Source organism: Mesorhizobium sp. B263B2A (assembly GCF_020165775.1).
Classification (GTDB): domain Bacteria; phylum Pseudomonadota; class Alphaproteobacteria; order Rhizobiales; family Rhizobiaceae; genus Mesorhizobium; species Mesorhizobium opportunistum.
The window spans coordinates 113,897-130,749 of sequence record NZ_JAIUIU010000010.1 but is presented as its reverse complement, the minus strand read 5'-3'; the positions used below and the strand labels follow the sequence as shown (position 1 = coordinate 130,749).

Sequence of the window (16,853 nt, the reverse complement as noted above, 5' to 3'; positions counted from 1 at the left end):
GGGCTCAGAAGGAGGGCCGTTTCAATCCGGCCGCAAGGTAGGCCGAAGCTAACGTATTGGCCATCAGCATGGCAATGGTCATCGGCCCGACACCGCCGGGTACCGGGGTGATGGCGCCTGCTTCCTTGGCCGCCTCGGCATAGGCGACATCGCCGACGAGGCGGGACTTGCCCTCGCCCTTCTCGGGCGCTGGAATGCGGTTGATGCCGACATCGATGACGGTGGCGCCGGGTTTCACCCAATCACCCCTGATCATTTCCGGTCGGCCAACGGCGGCGACAAGAATGTCGGCCGTGCGGGCCAGCGCCGGCAGATCCTTGGTGCGGCTGTGGGCGACGGTGACTGTGCAGTTGGCGGCAAGCAGGAGATTGGCCATCGGCTTGCCTACGATGTTGGAACGGCCGACGACAACGGCGTTGAGGCCCGACAGATCCTTGCCGCGCACGCGCTCGATCAGGAGCATCGACCCGGCGGGCGTGCAGGGAACGAAGGCGGTGTCGAGCTCACCGGTGCCGAGCTTGCCGACATTGATGAAATGGAAGCCATCAACGTCCTTTTGTGGCGAGATGGCCTGGATGACCTTGCCGGCGTCGATATGGCCGGGCAGCGGAAGCTGCACCAGGATGCCGTTGACCGCCGGATCGGCATTGAGCTCGCCGATGATCTTCAGCAGCGCGTCCTGGGACGTGTCCGCCGGCAGCGTGTGCTGGAGCGAATGAAAGCCGCATTCCTTGGCGGTGCGGGATTTGGAGGCGACATAGACCTGGCTGGCCGGATCCTCGCCGACGATGACCACGGCAAGGCCGGGCTTGGCCCTGCCCTTGGCGACCAGCTCGGCGGTCAGCGCCTTGACTGTCCGCACCACGTCTTCGGCAACGCTCTTTCCGTCAATCACTTCGGCCATGGACGACTACCCTCAATACCGTTTCGCTCAAATCCTGGATCAAGTTCCAAAGGCATGCCTTTGGCGACTTGCGCAAGCGCGGCATTCTCACGAAAATTCAAGCACGCAATCCCGTCAAAGCGCCGTCTCATGCCGTTTACTCGAAACCGGCACGGTTTTGTTCGGCACCAGCGACTTTCGTATGGCTCAGAAGTAGCGGCGGCGGGCGCGGCTCTCGGTGAGTTCGCGGACCGCTTCGCGGAATTCGCGCAGGCTGGCGCGAATTTCCTCGATCGGCGCCTGTTCGGCGCTTTCCTCGACCTGCGAACGAGGCTCCGCCGATGGCTGGGCCGGATAGGCCTGCGGCTGCGGTTGCGGATAGGGCATATGTCCTGCATAGGGCGCCATGGCCTGGGCGTAGGGAGAGCCCGCCGGCGGCTGCCACGGCTGCATCTGCGGATGGCCCGCCGGCTGCACCGGGGGATAGGACGGCAAGGGGGGCGCCGGATAGTTCGCCTGCGGCGGCATCACGGGCGACCGCGACGGCGGGCCCATCGACCCTGAATAGGCGGCGTCGAAGCCTGGCTGAAAAGGCGGCCGGGGATAGGCCGTCGCGCCCGGCGGCGGCATGAAGCCGGAATTCGGTTTCGGATAGCGAGAAGGCATGGCGGCATCCGCCGGCCACGCATTTTCGCCAAAGGCGGCGAACTCGCTGGAGTTGTCGTCGTCCGCGGCGGATGGCTTGCTGGACATGGCGTTGCGCAGCTTCGCCATCAGTGCGCCGATCCGCCCCGGACGTTCTTCGGCAACGGCTTCGGCCCGCGCAATAGGCGCAGGCGGCGGCGAGGCAGGCGGAGGGGGAGGAGGCGGTGCCGGGGGCATGGGCACTGCCGGCATTGGCGGCGCAGGCGGAGGGGGTGCGCGGAACGCCTGGTCTTCGAGAGGCGCCTTGCGGTCGCGGCGCGAGCGTGATGTCGCTGTCTCGCGCAAGCTTTCATAGGCGCCGCGCATGGCGCCGAGACCAATGCCGGCGGCAAAGCCCAGAAGCAAGCCGGCGAGCGCCGTCACGGCCCGCGACGGGCCTGTCGCCTCGAGCGGCGCAAAGGCCTTGGAGATGACGTTCATGTTGGCGGTGTTGATGTCCTTCTGCTCGCCGGTCTCCTTGGCGCGCAGCAGGAACTGTTCGTAGACGGAGCGCTTGGCGGTGGCTTCACGCTCCAGTTCACGCATCGACACCAGGTCGTTGTTGACGTCGCCGCTGCGGACCTTGAGCTGGGCAAGGCGCGAAGAGAGATCCTGTTCGAGCTGGACGGCGCGTTTCAGGTCGACCTGCAGCGAGGACGCGATGCGGCGCAACTCACCGGCGATGCGGTCGCGGGCGCCAGCGATCTGTGCGTCGAGGGCCTGGAGTTCAGGATGGCGCGGCCCGAGCCGGATGGCGGCGCGGTCGGCTTCCTGTTTGAGTGTTGCATATTGCGAGCGCAGGTCGCTCATCGTGTTGGAGTTGATCTCTTCCGGCAAGGTGCCGGAGAGCACCGAATTGACGTCGACCGAGCGCGCCGAAGCCGCCCTTGCATTGAGCTCCAGCGTGCGGGCGCGGGCGACCGAGAGCTGTTCGTTGAGCTTCAGCATTTCGTCGTCGCTGATCAGATGGCCCTGCGCGTCGACAAGATCGTGCGTGGCCCTGAAATCCTCGACCTTGCGCTCGGCCGCCTCGACGCCCTTGCGCAGCTCATCGAGCCTTGCCGTCAGTTCGTCCGTCGCGCGGCCGGCCGTATCGGACTGGATCTGACCGAAGGTCTGCAAAAAGACATCCGTCATCGTGTTGGCGATGAGGGCGGATTTCTCGCCATTCTGCGTGGTCGCGCTGACGGTGATGACGAAGGTCTTGCCGCCGCGCTCGACCGAAAGGCTTTCGGCCAGATTGCCGACGGCGAGCGCACGGCGACGCACCTCGTCGACACTGCCCGGGCCATCCTCGCGCGACAGGATCGAATGGATGAGCGACCTGATGCCGAGGCCGCCGGACCCTTCGCCATTGAACTCGGGATCGTTCACCAGGTTGAGCTTGTCGACGACCTTGTTCAGCACCGTGCCCGAGGTCAGCACCCGGACCTGGTTTTCGACGATGGCGAGCGTGGCGTCGGAAGCGACCACATTCTGGGTGAGATCGCGGTCGGTGAGCTTGAGGTCGCGCGGATCGACGATGAGTTCGGCCGTGGCTTCATATTTCTTCGGCGTCGACAGCGCTATGGCGATGCCGAGCCCGGCACCCAGTATCGTCGTCGTAATGATCAGCAGCTTCGACCTGGCGACGCCGCGCACCACCTGCATTGGATCGATCAGCGGCTTCCATTGCTGATCGTCGCCGCGATGGCCAAAGGATGCATCCGCTTCGCCATCCCGGCGGGATCCGGACCTGTCATGAGAGCGGGCGCTGGCGGAAACCTCCTCGGCAGCCATCCTTGCGCGCGGCGGATCGCTGGCGCCATAGTCGTCCTGCCCGCGCCAGGTGTCATCCCGTGCAGCCGCTTCCGGCTGTTCGTCCGGCCGGAACCGCCCGGCTCCGACGTCGGCAGACGAGGTTGGATCCGTACGGGCCTGACGCCGTGAACGGGCAAGACGATGGCGCGTGGCGGCATCCTCGCGCCATGACGGATCGGCCCGGTCCCCTATCGAGACCAGGGATGCGTCGGAATCATCCTCACCGCGCACGGCCTGGCCGAGCGCCAGCAGCGAACGCTCACGCTTCCAGTCCTCGCGGTTTTCCCTGTCAGCCATTGTCCTGGAGCTTTACCCTTGGAGGCTTGCAGAACGGCGTTGGCCATTCGTTAAGCCACGCTAAACAGGCATGGAAAACAAAACGTTAATTTTGCCCGCCCGGCATGCCGTTTCTCCGCCCGGCGGCACAATTTTCCCAACGCACCCAAAAGCCTCAGAACGGCACGTTAAGCTTTCCCACCTATGCATTTCCTTGACGCATGACTGAGGCCAGCGACATACCGCAAAGGCGGCCCCTCGCCCGGATCGGCACTTTCGTGGCCGAACGACGGGGGCTGGTCCGCGACTATTTTTCGGCGATCAGCGGCGCCGGCGGTCGGCTGGTGTTTTCGCTGGCCTATTTCATCGCGCTTGCCAACACGCTGTCCATCTCCGAATTCGGCATGTTCGCCACAGCGTCCGCCGCCGGGGTGATGCTGTCGCGGCTCCTGGCCTTCGGCTTCATTTCGGCGCTCTACCGCACCGCCACCATCCGGCCCAACCTGATCGGCACCTTCACCGCCGGCTTCCTGCTGCTCGGCATCATCTCGCTGCCGCTGCTGGCGGCAGCCTCATTCGGCGTCTACCTGATCTTCTTCGCCAACACCGTGCCGCTGCCGGTGTTTTCGGCGATCGTGTTCGCCGAAGCGCTGCTGTGGCGGCCGGTCGAGGTGGCGCTGATCGTCAACAACGGGCTGGGGAAGTTCGGCCGCGCCGCCCTGCTGGCGATCCTGACCACGGCGCTGCGGGCGCTTGGCGCGGTGCTTTTCATGATCTCAGCGCAGCACAGCGTCTGGGTATGGTCGTGGTTCTATATCGGCGCCAATGCCGCCTCGCTGCTTCTGGCTTTCGGCTGGTTCTATCCGCGCCAGCGGCTGCGGCTGCGCATCGAGCTCTATCTCAGGCGGCTCGCCGATTCCGTCTACGTGGCCGGCGCCGAGGTGCTGTTCTACCTGCAGATGGAGTTCGACAAGCTTCTGGTGCTGGCGATCGGCGGGCCGCATCTGGCCGGTATCTATGCCATCATCATGCGGCTGGTCGACCTGACGGCGATCCCGATCCGTACCTTCTCGATGATGCTGGTGCAGCGCATGATGCGCGCGCCCGAACTGTTGTCACGGCTGGCGGTCAAGAGCGGCATCGAGGGCGGTGTGTTCGCGGTCTCGACGCTTGCGCTGCTGACGCTCGGCATCGTGCTGCACTTCTTCCCCAACGCGCTCGGCAGGAACGTCTCCGAAGCCGCCCCGCTGGTGGCGCTGGCGATCTGCGTTCCGGGACTGCGCAATCTGGTCGAATACCAGGCCGAGCTTCTGTTCGCGCGCGGCCAGACGCTGGTGCGGGCGCTCAATCTCGGCCTGCTCGCCGCTCTGAAGGCGCTGCTGCTGACTTATGTGCTGACCACCATCTCCGACACGCCGAAGTTGGTGCTGTCGCTCAACGTCGTCTTCCTGCTGCTCTATCTGGCGTCGATGCTGCTGACCTATTCGGCGCTGCGCAGGCCGGCAAAGCCGGTATAGGGCATCCGGTTCCTATTCTTCCGGATCATGCCTCAGCCAGCCCGATCAGGCGGCGGATGCGGTCGATGTCGGTACCGATGAAGGATTGCATGCCGATCGCCACCTGCTCCGGCGCCATGCCGGCAACGAAGCGGCGGAATTCGTCGTCCGACAGCGCCTCGCCCGTCCAGTGGACGCGGCAGAACTCTTGCGAACCGTGAAAGTGGCCGGCGCCGTCGAGCAGATCGTCGACGTAGCGGCCATAGATCATGCATTCGGAGAATTGGCGCGCCGAGCCGATGACCTCGACCCAGTCGCGGCCATGGACCTTCTCGATCCGGCCGCACATGGCCAGCACGGTGTCGCGGCGCCAGGCGATCAGTGTCGAGATATAGTCGTGGGCCGACGTTCTGGGCAAACCGATGCCGAGCGCCGAGCCGGCATTGCGCGACCAGATGCGGTGCTCGTCATGCCCGTCATCGGCAAGCACGTCATCGGCAAGCACGCCGTCGCGGCGGAACAGCCGCGCCTTGCCGTCGCGCCAGAAGGCGCTGCAGTCGAAAGGCCTGAGGAACGCAACGTCGGAATCGCAGAAGACCAGCACGTCTTCCCTGGCGTGGGCCGATATCGCGATGCGGCGCAGTTGCTGCACGTGCCAGCCGCGCAGCGGCTGCGTTTTCAGGCTGAGCCAGACGCGCCGGCGAAACAGACTGAGTGGATCGTCGAAAGCGCGCAGCCAGCGCGGCAGCAGGTCCCGTTCATCGACGACCGTGCGCCGGCTGGTCTGCAACTGGCGGAAAAGCGCGACGTCGCGATGTTCGACCAGGATGTAGTGGTGCGCGGCGCCCGAGACATGCCGGTCAAGCGTTTCGCACAACAGGCGGCAACGCTCGAAATCCGGCGCGTAGCTTGCCGTTACCACCGCCGCCGTCGGCGTCTTCGGCAACAGGCCCGAGCCGGCAAGGGGATCTGGGACGAACCGCTTGTTCAACGGAGCTCTCCTGGTGCATCCGCGACAGCCCGGCCGCCCGACCATTTCTGCTTGACGACCCGCCATAGGAACAAGGGATTGCCGACCACGTAGCGGCGCCAGAGCCGGCCCGGTTCGACCGCCAACCGGAACAGCCATTCCAGCCTCAGGCGGCGCATCCACATTGGTGCTCGCGGCACCGAGCCGCTCAGGAAATCGAGCAGCGCGCCGACCGCGATCGGCAGCGTGCAATGGCGTTCGTCGATATGGCGTTCGATCCACAATTCCTGGCGCGGCACCCCCATGGCGACCAGCAGCATATCAGGCCGCAGCCTTGCGATCCGGCCGATGATCTCCGGTTCCTGCGCGGCGGAGAAATAGCCGTCGTGAATGACCACGAAGCGGTGCTGCGTGGCAAGGGCCGCCAGCTTGACCGACGCCGCCTCGGCGTTGACACGCGTGGCACCAAGCAGACCGACGGTCAGCGGCTTCGTCGATGCCCGCAGGAAGGCCGGCACGAAATCGGTGCCGTTGAGATTGTCCGGAAACGGCGCGCCGTAGAGCAGCTTCGCGGCAAGATCGACGCCGATGCCATCCGGCAGGATGAGGAAATCGTCGAGCGCCTCGGCAAAGACAGGGTCGGTATAGGCGATGTTGGCATTGTGGGCGTTGAGAAAACTGACCTTGGTGAAGCGCCGCTCGGAGATCAGCCGGTTCAGCAGGGCGATCGCATCATCCCAGCGGATGGCGAGCACCGAGATTCCGAGGATCGTCTTCAACGTGTCGAGCCCGGACGCGGCGCGGGCGGTGTGCATGTTCATGCAAACGCCTCCTGCCTGACCACTCCGATTTTTTCGAGGCCGAGCCGGATGGCAGCATCGAGCGCCCTGATTTGCTCGCGATGGAACGCGCTGCCGTCGACGTCGCGGATGTCGGCTGCGGCAGCTTCCAGCGCCCTGGCGAAGCTGGCCGGATCGTCGGTGACGATACAATTGGCGGGCCGATGGCCGATACCGCGCAGCGAGCGGCTGGTGGCGACCGAAGGCAGGCCGAGTTCGAAGGTCTCGATGGTCTTCAGCTGCACGCCGCTGCCGGCGATGCTGACCAGCGGGATGACGGCGGCGGCGCGCACGAAGGCCTGGGCATCGGGCACGCGGCCGACGAATTCGACACCGGGATGCGCCGAGGTGACGCCCGACGGCATGCTGCCGGCGATCCTTATGCGGAAATCGGGCCGCAGATGCGGCACCACCCTATCCAGGAACCAGTCGAGGCCGATGCGATTCGGCTGCCAGGTCCAGGTGCCGATCAGCGCCGCGTCACAGTCGATGTGGCGCGGGCCTTTCCGGGCCTTGGCGCCGGTTACCAGCGGAAGCACCGCCGAGCGGTCATCGGAGGCAACACCAAGGGCTGCACGATCTTCCTCGGCCAGCGTGAAGACGAAGCGCGCTTGGCGGCAGAGACGCTCTTCCACGACCTCGAGCAGGCTTGCCTCGCGGCGAAACAACAGGCGCTGGAAGATGCCGGTGACGGCAGCGGCATTTTCCCGTGCCGAAAGATGCTCGACATTGTGGGCGACGAAGATCGAAGGCCGGTCTTCGAAGAGCTTTTCGAAAGCGCCGGCGAACTGCACGGAGTTCAGTACATAGCCGTCGAAGGGGCCGGCGCGTTCGATGGCGGCAAGAACATCGCTGTCGGACACCGCCCGCAACTTGACCGACGCGAAGGTAAGACCCGAAAGCATCGCCTTGCCGACCCAGGCCAGCTTTTGCAGTGCGGAGGCATTTTCGGTGCGCACGTCGACGGCACCCAGCACGACGGTGTTTTGCGGATCGGCCGCGGCCCTCCCCGGCCAAATGAAGCCGATGACCGTGACGCGCGCGCCAGCGCGCCGCAAGGCGGCGATGATTGCAGCGTTGGCGATCTCGTAACCGGAGGCGGGAGCGCCATCGGGCACGATCGATGTGGCGAACAGCAGATGCATCTCACCTATCCTGTGGTGTAGCCGGTAGCAAAGCGCGGTGAACCCTTGATTAAGCGAGCACGATCAACGGCCGAAAGCCCATAGCCGGCGGGCTTCTCCGTGCAAGGTGATTAACGAAACCTTATCACCGTGATGCTACCAGAACCCAACTCACTAGGCGGCTGGACACGGATGATCCCTTTGCCATCGGACGGTTCGGTATCGATCGCAGGACGGTCTCCCCGGCTTGATGTCGAGGCCGTCGAAGCGGTCGTCACCTTGCCGACCTTCAAGCGGCCCGAACAGGTGCTGGAAACGCTGGCATCGCTGCGGGCGCAGCGGACCGGCAGGCGCTTTGCCGTCATCGTGATGGAAAACGAGGCCGAGGCGCGTGAAGGCGCCAAGGCAGTGCTGCCACTGTTCGAGCGCGGCGAGATACCGGGCATGGTCATCATTGCGCATGAGCGCGGCAATTGCAGCGCCTACAATGCGGGATGGCAGACGGCGATCCTGCACTTTCCGAACTTCAGGCATTTGCTGGTCATCGACGATGACGAGATCGCCGAGCCGCAATGGCTGGAACGGATGTGCCGAGCAGCCGAAACGCTCCGCGCCGATATCGTCGGCGGCCCGCAAGTGCCTGTCTTTGCCGATCCTTCCCATGCGCGATGGGCCGAACATCCGGTCTTTGCACCTCCCTACCGGGAGACCGGCCGGGTGCCGGCGCTCTATTCGTCCGGCAATCTTCTGGTCGGGCGCGACGTGCTTACCGCCATGGGGCCGCCCTTCCTCGATCTCAAATTCAATTTCATGGGTGGCGGCGATTCCGATTTCCTCAGCCGGTCGGCGCAGAGAGGCTTCGTGCTGGGGTGGTGCGCCGAAGCGGAAGTGCGGGAGATCGTCCCGGCGCGGCGTGTCGAAGCCGACTGGATCCGTGCGCGCAGCCTGCGCAACGGCGTCATCTCGACGCTGGTCGAGAAGAAGAAACGTGCCGGCACGCCGATGGCCGGAGCCAAGGTGTTTGCGAAGAGCCTGGCGCTGCTTGCCGCCTCGCCGTTTCGCGGCCTGATCCGGCTGGCGCGGACAGGATCGCCGGCGATCGCCATCTATCCCATTCATGTGGCGCTCGGCCGCGTGCTGGCCGAATTTGGATATGCCAATGAGCAGTATCGCCAGCCCGAGAAAAACTGAGCGCGCGCCGCTCAGCGCCGCGTTCACGCGTGACGGCGTGGCGACCGCGATCGCCGCATTGCTGTTCACCGTCATCATGGTGTCGTTCCGTCCGTTCCAGCCAGCCGGCGCCGAGCTCACCGGTGACGGCGGCGACATCGTCAACCAGCTCGGCTTCGGAGCGCTCGGCGGAATTTCGATCTTCTCGCTGATGGCTTTCGCCGATCCGCGCATCGTTCGCTCGCTGCTCAGCCCGTCCTGGATGCTGATGCTGGGCTTCTTTTTCCTCTCGGTGGTGCTGGCGACGGACCCGCCTTCGGCCATGCGCGCCGCGTCCTTCACCATGATCGGCATCCTGACCATGGCAACGATCCTGGTGCTGCCGCGCGATGCCGAAGCCATTTCCAAGGTCATCATCTTCACCGCTGTCGTGGTCATGGGCCTTTCCTATCTCGGCCTCATCGTTTTTCCGCACGAGGCGATGCACACCGCCGATTCACAAGAGCCCGAGCACGCGGGCCTGTGGCGCGGCGTGTTCACTCACAAGAACATCGCTGGCCCGATCATGGCCTGCTTCAGCTTCGCGGGCCTCTATCTCTACCGGCGCGGGCAGCGCTGGTGGGGTGCGGCAATCTTTTGCGCGGCGATGATCTTCATGCTGCACACCGGGTCCAAGACCACCGCCGGCCTGGTGCCGTTCTCGATCCTGATCGTGATGTTCCCGAGCCTGATAGGCATGCGGCTCGGGACGCCGATCCTGTTTGCGCTGGCGATCGTCGCCACGGCGGTCGGCACGCTGGGCATCGTCTTCCTGCCGCCGGTCAAACATTTGGCGGCGATCTATTTTCCCGATCTCACCTATACTGGGCGCACGACGCTATGGGAGTTCGCCGGCTCGATGCTGGCGAAGAAGCCATGGACCGGCTACGGCTATGAAAGCTTCTGGGGCACACCGCTGCTGCTCAACCAGGACCAGCCCTTCGACCGTCCCTGGGACATCCGAACCATCGTGCACGGCCATGACGGCTATCTCGACATCGCCGTGCTGATGGGCATTCCGGCGCTTTGCGTGGCGGTCTACACCTTCCTCATCGCGCCATTGCGCGACTACATGCGCATCCCGCTGCGCAAGGAAAACATCTTCCTCGGCGACTTCTTCATGATGGTGGTCCTGTTCACGGCGCTCAACGCTTTCCTCGAAAGCTTCTTCTTCCATCGCGGCGACCCGGTCTGGCTGTTCTTCGTGCTCGGCGTGCTTGGCCTGAGGCAGGTGTCGTTGCGGCCGATCGCAGTGCGCAACGCCTCCCGCCCGGCCTGACAGGCGCTTCCCCAGAGAACCGCGAGCGTCTATGTCAGGGCCTTGCTTCGGAGGGCTTTCGATGACTATCAGGCTTGTTCTCGCCGGCTGCGGCAATATGGGTTACGCCATGCTCTCGGGCTGGCTGAAATCCGGCAAGCTTGCACCTTCGGCGGTTTTCGTGGTCGAGCCCAATGCCGACCTGCGCAACCGCGCCGCCGCACTGGGCTGCGGCACCGCGGCGGATGCCGGCGCTGTTCCCGCCGATGCCGTGCCTGATCTCGTCGTCATCGCGGTGAAGCCCCAGGTGATCCGCGACGTCACCGCCGCCTACAAACGTTTCGGCGATGGCCGCACGACCTTCGTCAGCATCGCCGCCGGGACGCCCTCCGCCACTTTCGAGGAAATCCTGGGCAACCGCGCACCGATCGTGCGCTGCATGCCGAACACGCCCGCGGCGATCGGCAAGGGCATGATGGTGGTGTTTTCCAATCCGCTCGTCTCTGACGATACAAAGCGCTTCGTCGCCGATCTGCTTTCAGCAAGCGGCGAAGTGGCCACCATCGACGACGAGGGACTGATGGATGCGGTGACCGCCGTCTCGGGATCGGGGCCGGCCTACATCTTCCACTTCATCGAAGCGCTGACCGTCGCCGCCGAGAAGGCCGGCCTGCCGACGGCGACCGCCAAGCTGCTCGCCATGCAGACCGTCTATGGCGCCGCCTCGCTCGCGGCCGAGAGCGGCGAGGAACCCGGCCTGCTGCGCCAACAGGTGACCAGCCCGAACGGCACGACAGCCGCGGCGCTTGCCGTGCTGATGGGCGAGGACCGGCTGACCAATTTGCTGACGCAGGCGGTGGAGGCAGCGCGGCTGCGGTCGATCGAGTTGGGGAAGTAAGCCGCCCGTCGAACGTCGCCGATGCTCGACATCAGGGATTGCCCCACATGTCGTCGATCTCAGCCTTGTTCACAGCCGGCCACCCTCGCTACCTTTGGTCCTGAGATTGCCAGCGATTGCAGCCAATCGTTCTGACAGGAGCGTGCGGCCTGTTTCTTGATTCAGTTCAGCGCCACCGTACAGCATCTCGTCCTGCAGCCGGCGCAAGGCGAACAGCCTCGTCGTGTGGTCGGGCGCGGCGTTGTCGGCGGTCAGCAATTCGCCTTTCCTGACCGGCTTCAGCACCTTGCCGCCCTCGAGCAGGCCGACCGGGACGGCGCGCTGGGCACGGGCTTCGCCGACGGTCATGGTCCAGGAGCGGTAGCAGGTCTCGCCGATCGCATCGAAGGCTTCTCCGGCCGCGAGATCGCGCTTGGCGACCGCGCACACTTCGGCGACCGGCCGGGGCAGCGGCACCATGTCGGGCTTGCCGAAGAGCACGATGCGGGCGGCGGTCAGCGGCACTTCCAGCGAGGTCAAATGGTACGGCCGGAACAGGCTGTAATAGGGGCCGTGGCCGATATGAAGATCGTCCATGCGCTCGAGGATGCGCGGATGCGTCGCTTCGACGATGACGAAGACACCGGGCGCGACGCCCTTGCCGATCGTGTAGTCGACGACGCCTTTCTTCAACAGCAACCCGCCATCCTCGCGTGGTATGAGTACCTTGACGAGGTCGTCGCGGTCGGCTTTCGGGCCGTGCATGCCGGGCACGTCCGGGACCAGACCGGTGGCGTTGGCGATGGCGCACATCTCGACCATGGTCTTGGAGCCATCGACGAACTCGACCAGCATGCGCGGGTTCATGTTGCGGCGGATCGCTTCATCGCGATAGTCGTCAGGCACCGCATCGTGGTTGAGCGGGTTGTTCTTGCCCTTGCCGGCCGAGATGATGGTCAGGCCCAGCGCGGAGGCGAACTCGATCAGCTCCATGCAGCTCGACGGCTCGTCGCCGGCGCCGACCGAATAGACGACGCCAAGCCTGTCGGCCTGCTGTTTGAGGTAGCAGCCGATGGTGACGTCGGCCTCGACATTCATCATCACCAGATGCTTGCCGTGCTCCATCGCTGACAGGCAGAAATCGGCAGCGACACCGGGCTTGCCGGTGGCGTCGATGACGATTTCGATCAGCGGATTGGTCACCAGCATCTCGTTGGAGGTGATGGCGATTTTTCCCGCTTCGATCGCGGCGGTCACCTTGGACGCGGTGTTTGCTTCAACCGCCATGGCTTCATCGCCATAGGCTATGCGGATGGCCTCGCGCGCCGTGTGCGGGCGCCGGGTCGAGATCGCGCAAACCGAAATGCCAGGCATCAGCATGCCTTGGGTGACCAGATCGGTGCCCATTTCGCCCGAGCCGATGACACCGATGCGCACCGGCCGACCCTCGGCGGCACGCCTGGCGAGATCGCGGGCAAGCCCGGTCAGGGCGACATTGGTCATGCTGGCGCGTCCATGGTTCGTGATCTAGAGGCGGCAATAGCAGGGAACCGCCCTCCCTTGCCAACGAAACCGCCTGATGTGGCTTCACACCACCCTGACATAGCTCGTCATTCCCGATTTCTGGTGCTCGATGATGTGGCAGTGCAGCAGCCAGTCGCCGGGATTGTCGGCGACGAAGCCAAGCTGAACCTTCTCGTTCGGCTGGATGAGATAGGTGTCCGAAATCAGCGGCTGAACCTGGCGCGTCGAGGACGACAGCACCTTGAAGCTCATGCCGTGCAAATGCATGGGATGCGATTGCGGCGTCAGGTTCTCCATGTCGATGACATAGCTCTTGCCCAGCTTCAATTCAGCGAGCGGTGCCGTCGGATCCGGCGTATCACCCGGCCACGGCACCTTGTTGATGGCCCAGAAACTGTAGCCGAGCGAACCGCAGATGCTGTCGCTCGGGACGTTTTCGGCCGTGGCGCTGAGGGCCAGGGAAATATGCTGGGCAGCGGTGAGATCCACTTCCTTCACCGGATTGACCTCGAGCGGAGCAATGTCACGAACGTCCCGTTTGAGCGAGCCGCCGGTCGCGCGCAGGTTGGCGAGGATCTTGGGCTTGGTGCCCCTGACATCCCGCAGGCTGACGATCGCGCCCTCGTCGTCGGGCATGCGGATGGCGAGTTCCATGCGCTGTCCCGGTCCAAGCAGCAAGGCATCGGGCGAAAAACGCTCAGGCACCGGATTGCCGTCGAGCGCCATGACGGTCGCCTCGGCCCCGTCGACGCGGAAGGCATAGATGCGGGTGACGTCGGTGATGGCGACGCGCAGCCGCACCAGCCCACCCGCCGGTGCATCATATTGCGGCTGGTCGAGCCAGTTCGCGGTCCGCACCGTGCCGTAGGTGCCGGTTCTCGCGGCATCACGCGGCCGAAACTGGTCGATGAACTGGGCGTCGTCGCCAAGGCGCCAGTCGCGCAGATTGAGGACGAACTCTGCGTCGAATTTCGGATCGCCGGGGTTTTCGACCACGATCACACCGGTCAGGCCGTGGCCCATTTGCTCCAGCGTGTTGCAATGCGGGTGATACCAGAAAGTGCCGGCGTCGGGCGGCGTGAAGGCGTAGTCGAAATGGTCGCCGGTGTAGACGTAGGGTTGGACCAGGAAGGGCACGCCATCCATCTTGTTCGGCACGCGAATGCCGTGCCAGTGGATGGTCGTCGGGTCGTCGATGGCGTTGACAAGGCGTGCGGCGAAAGGCTCGCCCTTTTTCATCCTGAGCACCGGCGGCATCCCGGCATTGCCATAGGTCAGTACATCCCTGGTCAGGCCGCCGTCCATCAGCTTCGTCTGGATTTTGGCCGTCTGCAGCACCACCGGTTCGGGCGCGGCGGCTGCCCAGCTACCGAGCCGGCCGATGGCGGAAAGCCCGACGCCGCTGACGCCGGCGACGGCGGCGGTTTTCAAAAGCCGGCGGCGTGTGAGTACGGTCATTCGGCGCTCCAACTGCAAGGCGACGGCCCTGGACTCTATCGCCGCCCTGGATCATGAGCGAGCCGCCCGTGCAAATGGCGATATCGGCACATCCATCTCAGTGCAAGTCGGCCAGCAAGGCTTGCGCCTCTGCGAGGTTTTTCTCGGAGCCCAATCCTGGTTGATGGCGACCGGTCGGTGGCGTCGGCCTTCCGGCTGATCTATGCCTGATCCACGCTTGCCAGGAAGCGGGCGAAGATCGGGTCAAAACGATCCGGTGAATCCCAGAACGGCGCATGGCCTGACCTGTCGAGCAGATGAGCCTTGCCTTCCCAGAGGTTGGAAAACTTCACCGCGGCAACGAAATCGGTGTTGACGAAAGGCTCGTCCATGCCGTTGAGAACGGCGATCGGCGGCGTCTTGCCGGCGACGATCTCGCGCTGGTTGCGGCCGGTGCCAGCCGCGAATTTCTCGAACATCAGCCGCCGCGCCCGTCCGTCGGTGCGCGCGACCGTGTCGAGGAGGAAGGGCTCGAACGGCTCGCCGCAGGTGCTGCGCGCATAGGCCTCGACATCGGCGGCAGTGAAGGCTTCCTGCCCGGCAAGGTGCATATGCGGGCTCGACTTGAAGCCGTTGCCGACCTCCTCGGGTGAGACCGGCGGAGTGCCGGTGATCATCAAGCCGAGCAGGCCCGGAAATCGGTCGATCATTTCCAATCCAATATGGCCGCCGAGCGACCAGCCGAAGACGATCGCCTTGTCCACGCCGAGCAGCCCGAGCACTTCGGTCATGGCATCGGCATAACCTTCCATGCTGTAGGAGCGCTCCGGATCGATCGCGTCGCCTGATGCCCCGTGCCCCGGCAGATCGGGTGCGATTAAATGGTAGCGCTCGCCCAGCGGGCTCTCGAGCTGGTTGCGGAAGACCGCGCTGGAGGACGAGTTGCCGTGGATCAGCATCACGGCGGTGCCTTTGCCGCCGGTCTCGCGAAGGGCGATCTTGCCGTGGGTCGTTTCAAGGGTCTTCTGCGAGATCGTCATGGTTTGCTCCGTCGGGAATGCCTTGTTTTAATGCAGATGCGCAGCAAAGCGCCACCTTGGGCGGGAACCGACTTCCCAGTCAGGTTGCGTTGAAAATTCCTTTTCAAATAAGAACAATTATGCGTAGATTGTCAATTATCCAACTCCCGATGAACGGGAGGAAAACAGGGAACGGCACGATGAAATCCAAATCCGCAGCCAACAGAATCCGCCATATGCTGATCAGCACCGCGCTGATCGGCGCCTTTGCCACGGCGAGCGCGCCCGCCTTCGCCGAGGTCGTCAAAATCGGCCTGCTCGCGCCGATCACCGGACCCGCCGCGGCGGACGGCCAGGAATTCCAGCGCGGCGTGCAGATGGCGATCGACGAGGCGAATGCGGCCGGCGGCGTTGCCGGTAACACGTTCGAACTGGTGGTCGGCGACGTCAAGGATCAGTCCGCCGGCAACGTCACCAGCGCGGTCGAGCGCCTGCTCGGCGATCCCGGCGTGCAATTCATGCTGACCGGCTACGCCAGCCTGACCAATTTCGAGATCGACAACATGGCCGAGGCCGAGATGCCCTACATGCTGGCCGCCACCTCGCAGCAGACCAAGGACATCATCGCGCCGGACCCCGACAAGTACATGTGCTGCTGGTCGCTGACGCCGTCCTTCGACGCCTACAACACCGACGTCACCCTGTTCGTCGAAAAACTCGCGGCCGACGGCAAGATCACCTTGCCGACCAAGAAGGTCGCCATCATCTCCTCCGACAACGCCTATTCGAAAACCATCTCGGAAGGCATGAAGAAGACCTTCAAGGAGAAGGGCTGGACCATCACCGTCGACGAAATCGTGCCGTTCGGCGAAGTGACCGACTGGCGTTCGATCCTGGCCAAGGTGCGCCAGAATGTTCCCGATGTCGTCATCAACACCGATTACCTGCCGGGCAACTCGGCATCCTTCCTGAACCAGTTCCTCGAACAGCCGACCAAGAGCCTGGTCTTCCTGCAATACGCGCCGAGTGTTCCCGAATTCGTCGAGCTGACCGGCAAGAAGTCGGACGGCGTCATCTACAATCTTCTGGGCGGGGCGCTGACGACGCCGAAGAACCCGCGCGCCGACGAGGTGGCGGCCAAATTCAAGGCGAAATACGGTGTCGAGAGCGGCACTTACGGCGTCGGCCTCTACGAGATGACCAATGTCTATTTCGACGCGGTCAAGAAGGTCGGCGGCGCGTCCGATCACGCGGCGATCATGAAGGCGCTGTCGGAGACCGACAAGCAGGTCGCTGAAGGCCGGCTGAAATTCGATCCGGCCACCCACCTCGCCACGCAGGGCGACGACTATATCCCGATCACCTTCTTCCAGATCTGGGACGGCAAGCGCGCGCTGATCTCCCCGGAGAAATACGCAACCGGCGCCTTCAAGCCGCAGCCCTGGATGCAGTAAGGG

General features: G+C 64.4%; 13 protein-coding genes. 5 read left to right on the top strand and 8 right to left on the bottom strand.

Going from position 1 to position 16,853, the window contains the following annotated elements; genetic code table 11:
• Nucleotides 1-4: 4 nt before the first annotated feature.
• Both folD and LB568_RS17655 read right to left on the bottom strand, forming a co-directional pair.
• Nucleotides 5-904 (bottom strand): bifunctional methylenetetrahydrofolate dehydrogenase/methenyltetrahydrofolate cyclohydrolase FolD, encoded by a 900-nt coding sequence (folD, locus tag LB568_RS17660; RefSeq protein WP_224730777.1) that lies wholly within the window; start codon nt 902-904, stop codon nt 5-7.
• A 186-nt stretch (nt 905-1,090) separates the two neighbouring features.
• Complete coding sequence (locus LB568_RS17655) at nt 1,091-3,664, bottom strand: GumC family protein (RefSeq protein WP_224730776.1); 2,574 nt, start codon at nt 3,662-3,664, stop codon at nt 1,091-1,093.
• Nucleotides 3,665-3,864: 200 nt separating this feature from the next.
• Here LB568_RS17655 and LB568_RS17650 point away from each other — a divergent pair, with 200 nt between their 5' ends.
• Nucleotides 3,865-5,160 (top strand): lipopolysaccharide biosynthesis protein, encoded by a 1,296-nt coding sequence (locus LB568_RS17650; RefSeq protein WP_224730775.1) that lies wholly within the window; start codon nt 3,865-3,867, stop codon nt 5,158-5,160.
• Between the two features lie 25 nt (nt 5,161-5,185).
• Here the strand turns inward: LB568_RS17650 and LB568_RS17645 are convergent, their stop codons facing one another.
• From LB568_RS17645 to LB568_RS17635, 3 genes are read right to left on the bottom strand one after another with little or no spacing between them, the layout of a single operon-like run.
• Nucleotides 5,186-6,130 (bottom strand): DUF6492 family protein, encoded by a 945-nt coding sequence (locus LB568_RS17645; RefSeq protein WP_224730774.1) that lies wholly within the window; start codon nt 6,128-6,130, stop codon nt 5,186-5,188.
• On the bottom strand, nt 6,127-6,930 hold the full coding sequence (locus LB568_RS17640) for a WecB/TagA/CpsF family glycosyltransferase (protein WP_224730773.1): 804 nt from the start codon (nt 6,928-6,930) through the stop codon (nt 6,127-6,129). Before LB568_RS17640 ends, LB568_RS17645 begins: the two co-directional genes overlap by 4 nt.
• Complete coding sequence (locus LB568_RS17635) at nt 6,927-8,093, bottom strand: glycosyltransferase family 4 protein (RefSeq protein WP_224730772.1); 1,167 nt, start codon at nt 8,091-8,093, stop codon at nt 6,927-6,929. The genes LB568_RS17640 and LB568_RS17635 overlap by 4 nt, the downstream gene beginning before the upstream one ends.
• Nucleotides 8,094-8,264: 171 nt before the next feature.
• Here LB568_RS17635 and LB568_RS17630 point away from each other — a divergent pair, with 171 nt between their 5' ends.
• The 3 genes from LB568_RS17630 to proC all read left to right on the top strand — a co-directional run bounded on the left by LB568_RS17630 (nt 8,265) and on the right by proC (nt 11,437).
• Nucleotides 8,265-9,263, top strand: a complete 999-nt coding sequence (locus LB568_RS17630) for a glycosyltransferase family 2 protein (protein ID WP_224730771.1) — start codon at nt 8,265-8,267, stop codon at nt 9,261-9,263.
• Nucleotides 9,232-10,560: an O-antigen ligase family protein gene (locus LB568_RS17625; RefSeq protein WP_224730770.1), complete on the top strand. Its 1,329-nt coding sequence runs from the start codon at nt 9,232-9,234 to the stop codon at nt 10,558-10,560. Before LB568_RS17630 ends, LB568_RS17625 begins: the two co-directional genes overlap by 32 nt.
• A 61-nt stretch (nt 10,561-10,621) precedes the next feature.
• Nucleotides 10,622-11,437 carry a pyrroline-5-carboxylate reductase gene (gene proC, locus LB568_RS17620; RefSeq protein WP_224730769.1) on the top strand — a complete coding sequence of 272 codons (816 nt, stop codon included), beginning with the start codon at nt 10,622-10,624 and terminating at the stop codon, nt 11,435-11,437.
• Nucleotides 11,438-11,506: 69 nt separating this feature from the next.
• Here the strand turns inward: proC and LB568_RS17615 are convergent, their stop codons facing one another.
• The 3 genes from LB568_RS17615 to LB568_RS17605 all read right to left on the bottom strand — a co-directional run bounded on the left by LB568_RS17615 (nt 11,507) and on the right by LB568_RS17605 (nt 15,417).
• A complete protein-coding gene (locus tag LB568_RS17615; RefSeq protein ID WP_013893710.1) occupies nt 11,507-12,919 on the bottom strand; it encodes an NAD(P)H-dependent oxidoreductase in 1,413 nt (470 codons plus the stop codon).
• 84 nt (nt 12,920-13,003) lie between these two features.
• The gene (locus tag LB568_RS17610; protein WP_013893709.1) at nt 13,004-14,398 is read right to left on the bottom strand and encodes a multicopper oxidase family protein; all 1,395 of its coding nucleotides are present in this window, start codon (nt 14,396-14,398) and stop codon (nt 13,004-13,006) included.
• Nucleotides 14,399-14,598: 200 nt separating this feature from the next.
• On the bottom strand, nt 14,599-15,417 hold the full coding sequence (locus tag LB568_RS17605) for an alpha/beta fold hydrolase (RefSeq protein ID WP_224730768.1): 819 nt from the start codon (nt 15,415-15,417) through the stop codon (nt 14,599-14,601).
• Nucleotides 15,418-15,596: 179 nt separating this feature from the next.
• Here LB568_RS17605 and LB568_RS17600 point away from each other — a divergent pair, with 179 nt between their 5' ends.
• Nucleotides 15,597-16,850 (top strand): ABC transporter substrate-binding protein, encoded by a 1,254-nt coding sequence (locus LB568_RS17600; RefSeq protein ID WP_013893707.1) that lies wholly within the window; start codon nt 15,597-15,599, stop codon nt 16,848-16,850.
• Nucleotides 16,851-16,853 lie beyond the last annotated feature (3 nt).

What these genes read in the sequence shown, in the direction of transcription:
- LB568_RS17650 (WP_224730775.1), top strand. Translation starts at nt 3,865, where the DNA reads ATGACTGAGGCCAGCGACATACCGCAAAGGCGGCCCCTCGCCCGGATC.
- proC (WP_224730769.1), top strand. Translation starts at nt 10,622, where the DNA reads ATGACTATCAGGCTTGTTCTCGCCGGCTGCGGCAATATGGGTTACGCC.
- LB568_RS17605 (WP_224730768.1), bottom strand. Translation starts at nt 15,417, where the DNA reads ATGACGATCTCGCAGAAGACCCTTGAAACGACCCACGGCAAGATCGCC.
- LB568_RS17655 (WP_224730776.1), bottom strand. Translation starts at nt 3,664, where the DNA reads ATGGCTGACAGGGAAAACCGCGAGGACTGGAAGCGTGAGCGTTCGCTG.
- LB568_RS17630 (WP_224730771.1), top strand. Translation starts at nt 8,265, where the DNA reads ATGATCCCTTTGCCATCGGACGGTTCGGTATCGATCGCAGGACGGTCT.
- LB568_RS17625 (WP_224730770.1), top strand. Translation starts at nt 9,232, where the DNA reads ATGAGCAGTATCGCCAGCCCGAGAAAAACTGAGCGCGCGCCGCTCAGC.
- LB568_RS17600 (WP_013893707.1), top strand. Translation starts at nt 15,597, where the DNA reads ATGAAATCCAAATCCGCAGCCAACAGAATCCGCCATATGCTGATCAGC.
- LB568_RS17615 (WP_013893710.1), bottom strand. Translation starts at nt 12,919, where the DNA reads ATGACCAATGTCGCCCTGACCGGGCTTGCCCGCGATCTCGCCAGGCGT.
- folD (WP_224730777.1), bottom strand. Translation starts at nt 904, where the DNA reads ATGGCCGAAGTGATTGACGGAAAGAGCGTTGCCGAAGACGTGGTGCGG.
- LB568_RS17640 (WP_224730773.1), bottom strand. Translation starts at nt 6,930, where the DNA reads ATGAACATGCACACCGCCCGCGCCGCGTCCGGGCTCGACACGTTGAAG.
- LB568_RS17610 (WP_013893709.1), bottom strand. Translation starts at nt 14,398, where the DNA reads ATGACCGTACTCACACGCCGCCGGCTTTTGAAAACCGCCGCCGTCGCC.
- LB568_RS17635 (WP_224730772.1), bottom strand. Translation starts at nt 8,093, where the DNA reads ATGCATCTGCTGTTCGCCACATCGATCGTGCCCGATGGCGCTCCCGCC.